9 protein-coding genes and 6 tRNA genes are annotated in these 14,765 nt (G+C 71.7%); 5 read left to right on the top strand and 10 right to left on the bottom strand.

Features of this window, described 5'->3' with window-relative positions:
• Positions 1 to 12: 12 nt before the first annotated feature.
• From DS079_RS16085 to DS079_RS16045, 9 genes are all read right to left on the bottom strand, one after another.
• Complete coding sequence (locus tag DS079_RS16085; RefSeq protein WP_010552371.1) at positions 13 to 771, bottom strand: YebC/PmpR family DNA-binding transcriptional regulator; 759 nt, start codon at positions 769 to 771, stop codon at positions 13 to 15.
• Positions 772 to 948: 177 nt separating this feature from the next.
• Entirely contained in the window at positions 949 to 2,268 is a 1,320-nt protein-coding gene (locus DS079_RS16080) for a PrsW family intramembrane metalloprotease (protein WP_126988798.1), read from the bottom strand.
• 95 nt (positions 2,269 to 2,363) lie between these two features.
• Positions 2,364 to 2,948 (bottom strand): HIT family protein, encoded by a 585-nt coding sequence (locus tag DS079_RS16075; RefSeq protein WP_126988797.1) that lies wholly within the window; start codon positions 2,946 to 2,948, stop codon positions 2,364 to 2,366.
• On the bottom strand, positions 2,945 to 4,945 hold the full coding sequence (gene thrS / locus DS079_RS16070) for a threonine--tRNA ligase (RefSeq protein ID WP_126988796.1): 2,001 nt from the start codon (positions 4,943 to 4,945) through the stop codon (positions 2,945 to 2,947). Before thrS ends, DS079_RS16075 begins: the two co-directional genes overlap by 4 nt.
• 106 nt (positions 4,946 to 5,051) lie before the next feature.
• Entirely contained in the window at positions 5,052 to 5,669 is a 618-nt protein-coding gene (locus DS079_RS16065; RefSeq protein ID WP_010552375.1) for an FMN-dependent NADH-azoreductase, read from the bottom strand.
• A 194-nt stretch (positions 5,670 to 5,863) separates the two neighbouring features.
• Positions 5,864 to 5,935, bottom strand: a tRNA-Val gene (locus tag DS079_RS16060).
• A gap of 26 nt (positions 5,936 to 5,961) precedes the next feature.
• Positions 5,962 to 6,032: transfer RNA gene (locus tag DS079_RS16055), tRNA-Cys, on the bottom strand.
• 66 nt (positions 6,033 to 6,098) lie between these two features.
• A tRNA-Gly gene (locus DS079_RS16050) sits at positions 6,099 to 6,171 on the bottom strand.
• Between the two features lie 26 nt (positions 6,172 to 6,197).
• A tRNA-Val gene (locus DS079_RS16045) sits at positions 6,198 to 6,269 on the bottom strand.
• Positions 6,270 to 6,679: 410 nt separating this feature from the next.
• Between DS079_RS16045 and DS079_RS16040 the strand changes: the two genes are divergently transcribed.
• The 5 genes from DS079_RS16040 to treZ all read left to right on the top strand — a co-directional run bounded on the left by DS079_RS16040 (position 6,680) and on the right by treZ (position 13,657).
• Positions 6,680 to 6,755, top strand: a tRNA-Gly gene (locus tag DS079_RS16040).
• Positions 6,756 to 6,781: 26 nt separating this feature from the next.
• Positions 6,782 to 6,856, top strand: a tRNA-Val gene (locus tag DS079_RS16035).
• 161 nt (positions 6,857 to 7,017) lie between these two features.
• Positions 7,018 to 9,183, top strand: a complete 2,166-nt coding sequence (gene glgX, locus DS079_RS16030; RefSeq protein ID WP_164736299.1) for a glycogen debranching protein GlgX — start codon at positions 7,018 to 7,020, stop codon at positions 9,181 to 9,183.
• A gap of 23 nt (positions 9,184 to 9,206) precedes the next feature.
• Positions 9,207 to 11,834: a malto-oligosyltrehalose synthase gene (treY, locus tag DS079_RS16025; protein ID WP_126988794.1), complete on the top strand. Its 2,628-nt coding sequence runs from the start codon at positions 9,207 to 9,209 to the stop codon at positions 11,832 to 11,834.
• On the top strand, positions 11,831 to 13,657 hold the full coding sequence (gene treZ / locus DS079_RS16020) for a malto-oligosyltrehalose trehalohydrolase (RefSeq protein WP_126988793.1): 1,827 nt from the start codon (positions 11,831 to 11,833) through the stop codon (positions 13,655 to 13,657). Before treY ends, treZ begins: the two co-directional genes overlap by 4 nt.
• Here treZ and zapE read toward each other — a convergent pair.
• Positions 13,647 to 14,717 (bottom strand): cell division protein ZapE, encoded by a 1,071-nt coding sequence (zapE, locus tag DS079_RS16015; RefSeq protein ID WP_126988792.1) that lies wholly within the window; start codon positions 14,715 to 14,717, stop codon positions 13,647 to 13,649. The genes treZ and zapE overlap by 11 nt on opposite strands.
• Positions 14,718 to 14,765: the final 48 nt, after the last annotated feature.

Raw genomic sequence — 14,765 nt, 5'->3', positions numbered from 1 at the left:
CGTCCCGCCCGCTCACTCCTGCTCGTCCAGCTGGGCCGCGACGTCGTCGGGGATGTCGAGGTTGGAGTAGACGGCCTGCACGTCGTCGCTGTCCTCGAGCGCGTCGATCAGGCGGAGCGCCTTCTGCGCGCCCTCGAGGTCGACGGGGGTTCGCATGGTCGGCACGAACTGCGCCTCGGCGCTCTCGTAGTCGATCCCCGCCTCCTGCAGCGCGGTGCGCACGGCGACCACGTCGGTGGCCTCGGAGAGGATCTCGAAGGTCTCGCCCTCGTCGTTGATCTCCTCGGCGCCGGCGTCGAGCACGACCTCGAGCAGGTCGTCCTCGGTGTTCTCGCCCTTGGCGACGGTGACCACGCCCCGGCGCTCGAAGAGATAGGAGACCGAGCCGGAGTCCGCCATGTTGCCGCCGTTGCGGTTGAAGGCCAGGCGCACCTCGGAGACGGCGCGGTTCTTGTTGTCGGTGAGGCACTCGACCAGCACGGCGACGCCGCCCGGGGCGTAGCCCTCGTACATCAGCGTCTCGTAGTCGACGCCGCCGCCGTCGAGCCCGCCGCCGCGCTTGACGGCGCGGTCGATGTTGTCATTGGGGACGGAGGTCTTCTTCGCCTTCTGGATGGCGTCGTAGAGCGTCGGGTTGCCCGATGGGTCGGGGCCGCCCATGCGTGCGGCCACCTCGATGTTCTTCACCAGCTTGGCGAACAGCTTGCCGCGCTTGGCATCGATGACGGCCTTCTTGTGCTTGGTCGTCGCCCACTTGGAATGCCCGGACATCTCGCTCCTTCCGATGGTCCGCCATGGGGTGGCGGATCGCCGCACCATCCTAGTGGTACGGCGAAGGCGCTCCACGCCGCGCATCGCCGGGCCTCTCCGCCGACCGCGCCGTCGCGTCCCCGCCGATGCGGCTCCGCCGCATCCCGCCGTGTCGTCCGGCCGCCCCCCGCGGGACGGTCAGCCGCGGACGACGGGGGCGGTCAGCGCACCGATCAGGCGACGATCGGCGGTGATCTGCTCGAGCAGCTCGCGCTCGCGGGCGCGGGTCCTCGCCGTCGGCCGGCCGAACAGGACGCTGTGCCGCTCCATGCCCAGCGAGATCGCGGCGCGGATCAGGTCGTGCATGCCCATCCGGGCGACGGCGCCGTGGCGGCCCGCCCAGGTCTCGGCGCGACGGCGTCGACGCATCGAGACCAGCATCTCGACCTCGTCGGGCGAGAACCATCCCGCCCTGCCGTACTCGGACAGCTGGCGGCGCAGGATCCGCTTCTCCCGCAGGCGCAGGAACAGCACGATGCCCACCAGCAGCAGGAAGATCGGCACCTGCACGGTGACGTAGTAGCGCAGGAACCCGGCCAGCGGCGCCTCCGGGTCCACCGGGAGGAAGAAGCTCGAGCCGTTCCACAGCGCGTGCAGCGCCATCCCGAGCGACAGCCCGCCGAGGCCCAGGCCGAAGTAGAGCATCAGCGAGCGGCGCTCGGCCGCGATGCCGAGGCCGAGGCCGCACAGGGCGGTGAAGGACACGTGGGCGAAGGGCGAGAGGACGCCGCGCAGGAAGAAGGTCTGCCAGAAGACGTCGACCGTCCCGGCGGCCTGCGCCTGATGGAACGAGTTGCCGAAGTAGAGGATGTTCTCGGTGAAGGCGAAGCCGCCCGCGATGAGGGCGGCGTAGACGACGCCGTCGAGCGGACCGGAGATGTACCGGCGCCCCCAGAAGAGCAGGGCGAACAGGCCCGCGGACTTCATCGTCTCCTCGATCACCGGTGCCTGCACGGTCGCGCCGAGGAAGGAGTCGATCAGCTCGGTCTCCTCCTGCGGGGAGATCCAGGCGTCGAAGAAGGTCCCGAAGAACAGCGACAGCAGCACGGAGCCGATCGCGCCCCAGGCGAAGGCGGAGACGAGCGAGAGCCGGGGCTGCGGCGTGTACCGGTCCAGCCACCACACCGCGCCGAGCACGAGCGCGACCGGCACGAGCGCCGCGGTGAGGGCGACCAGCGCGGTGCCGATGCCGAGCGGCCTGATCACCACCAGGTACAGCACGACCAGGGAGGCGAGTATGCCCAGCAGCGAGGCGATCAGCAGCACCCAGCGCAGCCAGCGTCGGCGGGGTCGGGCGGCGGCGGGCGCGCCCGGGCCGAGCCGGCCGGGGGCGCGGGGGTCGGTGCGGGCGATGTCGTAGCCGTACCCGGTGTCGGGACCGGCCGGGGCGGCGGCGCCGGGGCCGACGGCCCGCGGCGGGCCGGGCTGGCGCGCGGGCGCGCCGGACGAGCTGGTCACAGCGTGGCCCTGCCTCTCCCCCGGTGCTCGGTCGCGGTCGGTCGGTGCCCGCCGTCCGCACGGCGCTCCCCCCGGATGCGCTCGGCCATGCTAGCTCAGGCCCCGTCGCCGCCGGGCCACGCCTCGGCGTAGAGCCGACGGGTGTCCGCAAGCAGGATAGGGAGGGCCTTGGTGCGGCCGACGATGGGCAGGAAGTTCGCGTCCCCCGCCCAGCGCGGCACCACGTGCTGGTGCAGGTGGGCGGCGATCCCGGCGCCCGCGACCTCGCCCTGGTTCATGCCCAGGTTGAAGCCCGCGGCGCCGGAGACCGCGCGGATCACGGTCATCGCGGTGCGGGTGATCTCGGCGACCTCCGCCACCTCCTCCTCGGTCAGCTCCGTGTAGTCCGAGACGTGCCGGTACGGGCACACCAGCAGATGGCCGGAGTTGTAGGGGTAGAGGTTCAGGATCGCGTAGGCGACGCGGCCGCGGTGGACGATGAGCGCGTCCTCGTCGCGGCGGCGCGGCCCCGCGCAGAAGGGGCACTGCTCGTCGTCGTGCGGGTCCTCGGGCTTGTTCTCGCCGCCGATGTACGCCATCCGGTGCGGGGTCCACAGCCGCTGGGTGTCGTCGGGGACGCCCGCGAAGTCGCGGGCGTCCTCGAGCGCGGGCTCGCCGCCGGGCTGGTCGGCCGGGCTCACACCTGCACCTTGTCGGCGATCGCGGTGACGATCCGCTCCACGGCCTCGTCGACGTCGATGCCGTTGTCCTGGCTGCCGTCGCGCATGCGGAAGGAGACCGCGCCCTTCTCCTGGTCCTCGCCGCCGGCGATGAGGAGGTAGGGCACCTTCTCCTTGGTGTGGGTGCGGATCTTCTTCTGCATCCGGTCGTCGGAGGAGTCGACCTCGACGCGCACGCCGCGGGCGCGCAGCTTCGCGGCGACCTCCTCGAGGTAGGGCACGTACTCGGCGGCGACCGGCACCCCGACCACCTGGACCGGTGCGAGCCAGACCGGGAAGGCTCCCGCGTAGTGCTCGAGGAGCACGCCGAAGAAGCGCTCGATCGAGCCGAACAGGGCGCGGTGGATCATCACCGGGCGCTGGCGGGAGCCGTCGGGGGCGGTGTACTCGAGCTCGAACAGCTCCGGCTCGAAGAAGTCCAGCTGGATGGTGGAGAGCTGCCAGGTGCGGCCGATCGCGTCCTTCGCCTGGACGGAGATCTTCGGGCCGTAGAAGGCGGCGCCGCCCGGATCCGGGACGAGGTCGAGGCCGGAGGCGGTGGCGACCTCCTCGAGGGTGCGGGTCGCTTCCTCCCAGGTCGCCTCGTCGCCGACGGACTTCTCGGGGTCGCGGGTGGACAGCTCGAGGTAGAAGTCGTCCAGGCCGTAGTCGCGCAGCAGGTCCAGGACGAAGCCGAGCAGGCTGGAGAGCTCCTCCTTCATCTGCTCGCGGGTGGTGTAGATGTGGGCGTCGTCCTGGGTGAAGCCGCGGGCGCGGGTCAGGCCGTGGACCACGCCGGACTTCTCGTAGCGGTAGACGCTGCCGAACTCGAACAGCCGCAGGGGCAGCTCGCGGTAGGAGCGGCCGCGGGAGCGGTAGACGAGGTTGTGCATCGGGCAGTTCATGGGCTTGAGGTAGTAGTCCTGGCCCTGCTTGGTGACGTTGCCGTCGGCGTCGACCTCCTCATCCATGTGCATGGGGGGGTACATGCCGTCGGCGTACCACTCGAGGTGGCGGGAGGTCTCGAAGAGGTTCTTCTTCGTGATGTGGGGGGTGGAGACGAAGGAGTAGCCGGCCTCGACGTGGCGGCGACGCGAGTAGTCCTCCATCTCCATCCTGATCATGGCGCCCTTGGGATGGAACACCGGCAGGCCGGAGCCGATCTCGTCGGGGAAGGAGAACAGGTCCAGCTCGCTGCCCAGGCGTCGGTGGTCGCGGCGCTCGGCCTCGGCGATCCGCTCCTGGTGGGCTCGCAGCTCCTCCTTGGTGGGCCAGGCGGTTCCGTAGACGCGCTGCAGCATCGGGTTCTTCTCGCTGCCGCGCCAGTAGGCGGCGGCGGAGCGGGTCAGGGCGAAGCCGTTGCCGATGAGCTTGGTGGAGGGCAGGTGCGGGCCGCGGCAGAGGTCGGTCCAGACCACCTCGCCGCGCCGGTCGACGTTGTCGTACATGGTCAGGCCGCCCTCGCCGACCTCGACGCTCGCCCCTTCGGCGGCGTCGTCGGCGGTGGACTTCAGGCCGATGAGCTCGAGCTTGTAGGGCTCTGCGGCCTCCTCGGCGCGGGCCGCGTCGTCGGTGATCTCGCGGCGCACGAAGCGCTGGCCGGACTTGACGATCCGGTTCATCTCCTTCTCGAGCACCTTGAGGGTCTCGGGGGTGAAGGGCTCGGCGACGTCGAAGTCGTAGTAGAAGCCGTCGGTGATGGGCGGGCCGATGCCGAGCTTCGCGTCGGGGTTCGTCTTCTGCACTGCCTGCGCGAGCACGTGCGCGGTCGAGTGGCGGAGGATCGAGAGCCCGTCGGGGCTGGAGATGTCCACGCCCTCTACGTCCTGCCCGTCCTCGAGCACGGTGTCGAGGTCGCGCAGCTCCCCGTCGATGCGCAGGGCGACGATCGCGGCGGTGCCCTCGAAGAGCGCGGTGCCCGTGGTCCCCTCCTCGATCTGCTGGGGGGAACCGTCGAGGGTGATGGCGATCTGGGCCACGTGCTGCTCCTTGCGTGTCGGGGTGAGCCGGCCGACGATGCCGGCTCCGCCGTCGATGGTACCGGCCGGCACGCCCGCGCCGGACCGGCCCCTCGACGCCGGCGGCTCAGAGGGAGCGCGCGAGCTCCCTCACCCGGAGGAGCGCCGCCTCCATGATCTCCTCGGCACGATCGGGCTCGTGGTCCATGCCCTCGGCGGCGAGGGTGTGGGTAGTGCAGCCCAGGAACTGGAACATCCCGGCGATGTACAGACTCGCGGGATCCTGCTGGCCGAAGTGGCCGCCGCTGGCCTGCAGGTGCACCACGGTCTTGTCCGTGACGAGGCCCTCCGCCTCGCCCTCGGCCGTGTACCGGAAGGTCACGCCGGCGCGGCAGACGGTGTCGATCCATGCCTTCAGACGCGTGGGCACCGAGAGGTTCCACAGCGGGTTCGCGATCACCACCAGGTCCGCGCTCTGGAACTGCTTGGTGTACTGGTCGAACAGCGCCAGCTTGTTCTGCTGGGCACCGGTGAGGTGGGAGAAGTGCTCGCCCGCTCGCAGCCGCTCCCAGCCGGTCATCATGTCCAGGTCGATCTCGGGCACGGCGGTCTCGTACAGCCGCACGTCGTCGACCACCGTGTCGGGGCGATGCGCGGTGAGCTCCTCGACGAAGGCGTCGGCCATCGTCATGGAACGGGACTTGCTGGGGTCCAGCGGATGGGCACGGACGATGAGGGCACGCATGCTGAGGTCTCCTCCGGGTCGGCGCGGCGGGTGACGTGACGGCGGTCTCGTCACCGTCGAGCCTAGAGACCTCGGAGGCCGCGCACCGGGACCGAGGGCCCGGTGGGCCCCGGCTGCGGGACCCGGCGTGGGGCGCCTCTCCGCGGACACAGAAGAGCCCCGGCCGGGGGGGGGCCGAGGCTCTTCTGCTGGGGTGGGCGATACTGGGTTCGAACCAGTGACCTCTTCCGTGTCAGGGAAGCGCGCTACCGCTGCGCCAATCGCCCGGGACGGCACCGACGGGTGCCGTTCGAGGTGGGTACGGGATTCGAACCCGTGTACACGGCTTTGCAGGCCGTTGCCTCGCCTCTCGGCCAACCCACCGGGTGATGCTCACGCATCATACGGAACAGCGCTCCCGACGCGAGGTCGGGAGCGCCGTTCCCCCGGAGCGGACGACCGGATTCGAACCGGCGACCCTCACCTTGGCAAGGTGATGCTCTACCAACTGAGCTACGTCCGCAGGACAGCGATCCGAGGATCCTGCCGTGGGCGATACTGGGATCGAACCAGTGACCTCTTCCGTGTGAAGGAAGCGCGCTACCGCTGCGCCAATCGCCCTGAGGTGATGCCCGCTCTCTCGATCGGACTTGAAGAAGCTTACATGCTCCCGACGGGTGCTCGCGCCACTTCTGGATGTGACCTGCGTCCCGGTCGGTCGGAGCGGCGTCGGACCCGACGAGCCGACCCTCCGGCCCCGCCGGCACCTGGACCCCATCGCCCCCCCCGATCCGATCGCACGGACGCGCCGCCGATCCGACTGCACGGGCGCGCCGCGCCCGTGAGGCGCGAGGGCGGAGCGCGAGCGCGGTCCGCGCCCCTCGCGCCCCGAAGCCCCGGCCGACCGGCCGACACGAGCACTCCGCACACCCCGACCCTGCCGCCCGTGACCTCGGACACTGAACGCCGTCCGGGTTTGCGCCGGGGGTCGGGACGCGCCTAAGGTAACTCCTCGTCGGCCCAGCCGATGTGCGGACGTAGCTCAGTTGGTAGAGCATCACCTTGCCAAGGTGAGGGTCGCCGGTTCGAATCCGGTCGTCCGCTCCATCCCCCCCCCGCGCCTCCGGCGCGACGGGCGATTGGCGCAGCGGTAGCGCGCTTCCCTGACACGGAAGAGGTCACTGGTTCGATCCCAGTATCGCCCACCATGCAAGGCCCCGGCTCCGGCCGGGGCCTTTCTCGTCCCCGCCCCGGCGTGGACGAGCCCGCCGACCCCGCCGGGGCCCGACCGAGCCCGCGGGAATATCACGATCGGGCCCGCCGCGCCGTGCCCAGGCCCCTTCGCGCTCGCGCGCACTACTGTGGGGCCATGCAGATCTGGACAGGTAAGTCATATCCCCTCGGCGCCACGTTCGACGGCTCGGGCACCAACTTCGCACTCTTCTCCGAGGCGGCCGAGCGGGTGGAGCTGTGCCTGTTCGACGAGGACGGCGCCGAGCGGCGCATCGACGTCACCGAGGTCGACGCCTTCGTGTGGCACGTCTACCTCCCCGCGGTCCAGCCCGGACAGCGCTACGGCTACCGCGTGCACGGGCCCTTCGACCCCGCCGCGGGACTGCGCTGCGACCCCTCGAAGCTGCTGCTGGACCCGTACGCGAAGGCGATCGCCGGCATGGCCAGCAACCATCCCTCGCTGTACAGCTACGACTTCGAGGATCCCGAGAAGCGCAACACCGAGGACTCCGCCGCCCACACCATGCACTCGGTCGTGGTCTCCCCCTTCTTCGACTGGGGCAACGACCATCCGCCCGCGCACGAATACCACGACACCGTGATCTACGAAGCGCACGTCAAGGGCCTGACGATGCTGCACCCGGAGATCGACGACAACATCCGCGGCACCTACGTCGCGATGGGCCATCCCGCCGTGATCGAGCACCTCAAGGAGCTGGGCGTCACCGCGGTCGAGCTGATGCCGGTCCACCAGTTCGTGCAGGACGGCCATCTCGTCGAGAAGGGGCTGCGCAACTACTGGGGATACAACACGATCGGGTTCTTCGCCCCGCACAACGAGTACGCCTATGCGGGCGATCTGGGCCAGCAGGTCCAGGAGTTCAAGCAGATGGTCAAGAACCTCCACGAGGCGGGCATCGAGGTCATCCTCGACGTGGTCTACAACCACACCGCCGAGGGGAACCACCTGGGCCCCACCCTGTGCTTCCGCGGCATCGACAACAGCGCCTACTACCGCCTGGTCGAGGGCGACGAGGCGCACTACTACGACACCACCGGCACCGGGAACTCGCTGCTGATGCGCACCCCGCACGTGCTGCAGCTGATCATGGACTCGCTGCGCTACTGGGTCACCGAGATGCACGTGGACGGCTTCCGCTTCGACCTCGCCTCGACCCTCGCGCGCGAGCTGCACGAGGTGGACCGGCTCTCCGCCTTCTTCGACATCATCCAGCAGGACCCGATCATCTCCCAGGTCAAGCTCATCGCCGAGCCGTGGGACCTGGGCGAGGGCGGCTACCAGGTGGGAGGCTTCCCGCCGCTGTGGTCGGAGTGGAACGGCCGCTATCGCGACTCGGTGCGGGACTTCCACCGCTCGGAGCCGGGCACCGTCGGCGACTTCACCTCGCGCCTGGCCGGCAGCTCGGACCTCTACCAGCACACCGGCCGCACTCCGATCGCGTCGATCAACTTCGTCACCGCCCACGACGGGTTCACGATGCGGGACCTCGTCTCCTACAACGAGCGGCACAACGAGGCCAATCAGGAGGGCGGCGGCGACGGGGAGAGCCACAACCGCTCCTGGAACTCGGGAGTCGAGGGCGACACCGACGACGAGGCCGTGCTCGCCCTGCGCAAGCGCCGGGCCAAGAACCTCATGGCCACGCTGCTGGTCAGCCAGGGCGTGCCGATGATCCTGCACGGCGACGAGATGGGACGCACCCAGCAGGGCAACAACAACACCTACTGCCAGGACAACGAGCTGTCGTGGGTGGACTGGGAGCTCGACGAGCACCAGGAGGAGATGCTCTGGTTCACCCAGCGCATGATCGCCCTGCGCCGCGAGCACCCGATCTTCCGCCGACGCCGCTTCCTGCAGGGCGTGGTGCGCGAGGACGCCGGCTCCGTGCTCAAGGACGTGGAGTGGCTGGGCACCGACGGGGAGCCGATGACCGAGGAGGAGTGGAACGATCCTCAGAACAAGTGCCTGACCATGTTCCTCAACGGCTCCGCGATCCCCGAGCCCAACTCCCGCGGCGAACGGATCGAGGGCGACTCGGCGCTGGTGGTGTTCAACGCCTCCGGCAACGACGTCGATGTCGTGCTGCCCGGCGAGGAGTACGGCGCCGAGTGGGAGGTCGTGCTCGGCACGGGCGACACCATCGACGTCGGCTCCGTCTTCGATGCCGGCCAGGAGGTCGTCCGCCCCGGCCATTCCATGCTGATCCTCATGCGGCCCCCGGAGACGGGCGAGGACGAGGAGCGCGCCGCCGACGACCTCGAGCGCACGGTCCGCGCCTGACCCCCGAGAAGGAGAGCCCCGCAGTGAGCCTCGAGACCGGTCCCCGTCCCACGACCCGGGAGACGCCGTCCCGGCGCTCCCGACCCGCCGTCACCGGGGCCCAGCCCGCGGTGCGCCGGGTCCCGACCTCGACCTACCGCCTGCAGCTGCACGCCGGCTTCACCGCCGACGACGCGGCGGAGATCGTGCCCTATCTCGCCCGGCTCGGCGTGGGGCACCTGTTCTGCTCCCCCGTGCTGCAGGCCGCGCCCGGCTCGACCCACGGCTACGACGTCGTGGACCACACCCGCATCAGCGAGGAGATCGGCGGGGAGGAGGCGCTGCACCGCCTCGCCGAGGCCGCCCACTCCCACGGGATGGGGATCGTCGTGGACGTCGTCCCCAACCACATGTCGATCCCGACCCCGATCTGGCACAACCGGGCACTGTGGTCGGTGCTGCGCGACGGCCCCGCCTCCCCCTTCGCCGAGTGGTTCGACCTCGAGCTCTCCGGCGAGCGCTCGGTGCTCGTGCCGGTGCTGGGACGGCCCATCGGGGCGGTCCTCGCCGACGGGGAGATCACGATGGGCGTCGAGGAGGTCCCGCAGGCCGACGGGTCGGTCGCCGAGGAGACCGTGGTGCGCTACTACGACCACGTGCTGCCCGTCGCCGCCGGCACCGAGCACCTCGGGCTCGCCGATCTGCTGGACCGCCAGTGGTATCGGCTCGCGTACTGGAAGGTCTCCGACGAGGAGCTGAACTACCGGCGCTTCTTCGACGTGGACACCCTCGCCGCGGTGCGGGTCGAGGACCCCGCCGTGTTCGAGGCGACCCATCGCACGCTGCTGCAGCTGCAGGGCGAGGGCGTGATCGACGGCTACCGGATCGACCATCCCGACGGCCTCTCCGATCCTCGCGGCTACCTGCGCGATCTCGAGCGCGCGACCGACGGGGCCTGGACCGTGATCGAGAAGATCCTCGAGGGCGAGGAGCACCTGCCCGGCGACTTCCCCTGCGCGGGCACGACCGGCTACGACGCGCTGTGGCGGGTGACGGGCCTGTTCCACGACCCGCACGGCGCGCTGGGCCTGACCCATCTGTGGCAGCGGCGCACCGGTGACCTGCGCCCCTTCGAGGAGGTCGCCGCCGAGTCCACGGACCTCGTGGTCACCACCAGCCTGTGGGCCGAGATCGAACGGCTGACCGCGCTGATCCACGGGATCTGCCAGGACGACATCCGCCTGCGCGACACCACGCGGCGCAACATCCAGAAGGTCGTCGTCGCGCTGCTGACCTCGATGGACCGCTACCGCGCCTACATCGTCCCGGGCGAGCCCGCCCCCGGCGCCGAGCGGGCCGTGATCGAGCAGGCCGCGGCGCGGGCACAGGCCCGTCTCGGGGACGACGAGGACCTCGCCGCGACCCTCGAGCTGGTCGTCGCCCTGGTGTGCGGGGACGAGGCGGGCAGCGCGGGGCGCAGCCGCAGCGCCGAGCGCGACGAGGTCGTGGTCCGCTTCGCGCAGACCTGCGGCCCCGTCCACGCCAAGGGGCTCGAGGACACCGCGTTCTACCGCTACACCCGCTTCCTGGCCGTGAACGAGGTGGGCTCGGACCCGGAGCGGATCGGGGTCGAGTCGGATGTGCTGCACGACCACGCCCTGCACATGGTGCGCACCCGGCCCGATGCGATGACCACCCTGTCCACCCACGACACCAAGCGCAGCGAGGACGTGCGGGCGCGCCTGGCCGTCCTCACCGAGCAGCCGCTCGAGTGGGCGCTGGTGGTGCAGGACCTGGATCGGGCGACCTCTGCGCATCGCGGCGACCGGGTCGACGGGGCGATCGAGCTGCTGCTGTGGCAGACCCTGGCCGCCTGCTGGGAGCTGCCCGGCTCCGGGGCCGCGCCGCTGGACGCGGACCGGCTCGAGGGCTATCTCGCCAAGGCGATGCGCGAGGCGAAGACCCACACCACCTGGACCGAGCAGGACGCCGAGTACGAGCGCGAGGTGCAGGCCCTGGGGCGAGCGGCGCTGGAGTCCGAGGAGGTCGCCGCGATCCTCGCCGACTGGACCCGGCGCACGGCCGCCGTGCAGCGCGCCGCGATCCTCGGCCAGAAGCTCGTGCAGCTCACAATGCCGGGCGTCCCCGACGTCTACCAGGGCAACGAGAGCGTGGACCTCTCCCTGGTGGACCCCGACAACCGCCGCGAGGTCGACCACGCCGCGCACGCCGCCCGCCTGGGACGGATGATCGAGGGAGCCCGTCCCGAGGGGATCGGCGACGAGAAGCTGTGGCTGACCCACCGTGCGCTGGTGCTGCGCCGGGAGCGGCCGGACCTGTTCCAGGGCCGGGACGCCGCCTACCACCCGCTGCCCACCACGACCGGCCATGCCGTCGCCTTCGGCCGCGCGTGCGGCGAGGGGCCGGTCGAGGTGGTCACCGTCGTCACCCGGCTCGCGCACGGGCTCGCCCAGCGCGGCGGCTGGGGGGAGAGCCGGATCGGCCTGCCCGAGGGCCGCTGGCGCGACGTGCTCGGCGGCGCGGAGCACGAGGGCGGGATGGTCCCGCTGGTCGACCTGCTGGACGACAGCCCCGTCGCGCTGCTGGTGCGCGTCGGCGCCACGCCGACCGGTGCCCTGCCGGTCCCCCACCCCCTGGAGGAGACGCGATGACCGCCGCCCCCCGCCCCTCGACGCCGCCGCAGCCCCCGACCCCGCTCGGCGCGATGGACCGCTATCGCGTGTGGGCCCCGTCGGCCGACGCCGTGGCGATCCGCGTGGACGGGACCGTGCACACCATGGCCCCGGCCGAGGAGGGATGGTTCGAGCTGTCGGACCCGGCGCCCGTGGCGGGGGCGCGCTATGCCTTCCGCCTCGACGACGGGGAGCTGTGGCTGCCGGATCCCCGGTCGCTGTCCCAGCCGGACGGCGTCCACGCCGCGAGCGAGGTCGTCGACGCGCAGGCGCTCGCGCCGTCACCGGGATGGGAGGGCAGGGACCTGCGCGGGGCCGTGCTCTACGAGCTGCACGTGGGCACCTTCGCCCCGGGCCCGGACGGCGCCGGCGGCACCCTCGACACTGCGATCGAGCGGCTCGACGCGCTGGTCGAGCTCGGCGTGGACGCGGTCGAGCTGATGCCGCTGGCGACCTTCCCCGGCGAGCGCGGCTGGGGCTACGACGGGGCGGGGCTGTACGCCGTGCACTCCGCCTACGGCGGGCCGGAGGCGCTGGCCCGCTTCGTGCACGCCGCCCATGACCGCGGCCTCGCCGTCGTGCTCGACGTGGTCCACAACCATCTGGGCCCCTCGGGGAACTACCTGGGCATGTTCGGCCCGTACTTCACGGACCGCCATGAGACGCCCTGGGGCGAGGCGGTGAACCTCGACCAGCCCGGCTCCCGCCAGGTGCGCGACTTCCTGCTGGGCAGCGCCCGGCAGTGGCTGGTGGAGCTGGGGCTGGACGGGCTGCGGCTGGATGCGGTGCACGAGCTGAAGGACGACTCCTCCCCGCACTTCCTCGCCGAGCTCGCCGGCGCCGTCGCCGCCTGGCAGGAGGAGACCGGGCGCCCCCTCACCCTGATCGCCGAATCGGATCGCAACCAGCCCGCGACCGTCACGCCGACGGGCGCGGGCGGCCTGGGGATGGACATGCAGTGGGCCGACGACGTGCACCACGCCGTGCACGCCTGGGCCACCGGCGAGCGCGCCGGCTACTACGCCGACTTCGGCGACGCCGACGTGCTCGCCGCCGTCCTGCCGGGCATCTTCCTGCACGCCGGCACGTACTCGAGCTTCCGCGGCCGGGTGTGGGGCGCGCCGGTGGACCCCGCCTCCCCCGACTACGACGGCCACTCCTTCGTCACCTTCCTGCAGGACCACGACCAGGTCGGCAACCGCGCCGCCGGCGACCGGATCCACCACGGCATATCCTCGGGCGCGCATGCCGCCGCGATCGCGCTGATCCTGCTGGGCCCGGGCACGCCGATGCTCTTCCAGGGCGAGGAATGGGCGGCCTCGACCCCCTTCGCCTTCTTCACCGACCACGACGACGAGCTCGGCCCCCTGGTCAGCGCCGGCCGCGCCGAGGAGTTCGCGGCGATGGGATGGTCCGCGGAGGTGCCCGACCCGCAGCAGCGCTCGACCTTCGTCGGCTCGCAGCTGCGCTGGGAGGAGCGCACCGAGGGCGAGCACGGGCGGATGCTGGAGTGGTACCGGGAGCTGATCGCGCTGCGCCGCGCGCACGAGGCGCTGCGCTCGGGCGATCTGGCCGCGACCCGCGTCGAGGTGCTCGCCGAGGAGACGGTGCTGATGCATCGCGGGGAGCTCTCGGTGCTCGCCCACCGCGGCCCGGGCGCGCTCGCCGCGGCCGACGGGCGGGTGCTCCACGCCGAGGAGGTGCTTGGCTCCTTCGGGCCGCTCCGTCACGGACAGGACGGGGGCGTGCACCTGGACGGGGCGGGAGCGGCCGTGCTGCGCGGGGCGCGCCTCAGCGGCTGAGGACGAGCCCGTCCCGGGCGAGGGAGGCCAGGCGCGACAGCGCCCGGAGGTACTTCTTGCGATACCCGGAGCGCAGCAGCTCGGCGGAGAACAGGTCCTCGAGCACACCGTCCCCGGGCTCGCTCGCCGCGGCCCGGCCGTCGGCGTCCGCGCCGCCCACCGGGGCGAGGGAGAGGAGCACCGGGACCTCCCGGTCGTAGAGCCGGTCCACGAGCACCACGAAGCGCAGCGCGTCGTGGTGGTGCGTGAGCCCGTGCACCCCGGTGAGGTGCGCGGCGGCGACCTCGTCGATCAGGGCGCCGTAGCGGGAGGGGTGGACGCGCATGAGATGCGCGAGCAGCTCGTCGAAGCCGTCGAGGGTCGCGCCGTCCTGCGCCGCGGCGTGCTCGCGCACCTCCTGCTCGGGCAGGGCGGAGATCTCGGCGACCCCGTCGCGGCGCCGGTAGTCCTCGCCGTCGATCCGCAGCACCTCGAAGCGCTCGGCCATCGCCTGGATCTCCCGCAGGAAGTCCTGGGCGGCGAAGCGTCCCTCGCCGAGCGCGTCGGGGAGGGTGTTGGAGGTCGCGACGATGGAGACGCCCCGGTCGGAGAGCTCCCGGATCAGCCGCGTCATGAGCAGGGTGTCGCCGGGGTCGTCGAGCTCGAACTCGTCGATGCAGACCAGGCGCGAGGCCCCCAGCAGGTCCACGGCCTTCTGGAAGCCGAGCGCGCCGACCAGGTCGGTGTACTCCACGAAGGTGCCGTAGACCTTCTCCCCCTCGACCGCGTGGAAGAGCGAGGTGAGCAGGTGGGTCTTGCCCACGCCGAAGCCGCCGTCGAGGTAGATGCCGCGGGCCGCCTCGCTGCGTCGGCGCAGCCGGGAGAGGAATCCGCCGCGCGGCCGGTCGAGGGCGGCGGCGAAGGCGGAGACGCGCTCCTTGGCCTCCTGCTGGGAGGGGTGCGCGGGGTCGGGGACGTAGTTCTCCAGGCGCGCCTGCGCGAAGCGGGGCGGGGGCACGAGGTCCGCGAGCAGTCGTTCGAGGGTCGGTTCGGGGCGACGGTCGCAGAGGGAGTCGGTCACGCCGGTCAGTGTAGGGGCGCATCCCGCACCGCGTGCCGTGCCCCGGGC

Source organism: Brachybacterium paraconglomeratum (assembly GCF_003994255.1).
In the GTDB taxonomy this organism is placed as follows: Bacteria; Actinomycetota; Actinomycetes; order Actinomycetales; family Dermabacteraceae; genus Brachybacterium; species Brachybacterium conglomeratum.
This window is presented reverse-complemented; position numbering and strand designations above follow the sequence as displayed.

What these genes read in the sequence shown, in the direction of transcription:
- DS079_RS16085 (WP_010552371.1), bottom strand. Translation starts at nt 771, where the DNA reads ATGTCCGGGCATTCCAAGTGGGCGACGACCAAGCACAAGAAGGCCGTC.
- DS079_RS16065 (WP_010552375.1), bottom strand. Translation starts at nt 5,669, where the DNA reads ATGCGTGCCCTCATCGTCCGTGCCCATCCGCTGGACCCCAGCAAGTCC.
- glgX (WP_164736299.1), top strand. Translation starts at nt 7,018, where the DNA reads ATGCAGATCTGGACAGGTAAGTCATATCCCCTCGGCGCCACGTTCGAC.
- treZ (WP_126988793.1), top strand. Translation starts at nt 11,831, where the DNA reads ATGACCGCCGCCCCCCGCCCCTCGACGCCGCCGCAGCCCCCGACCCCG.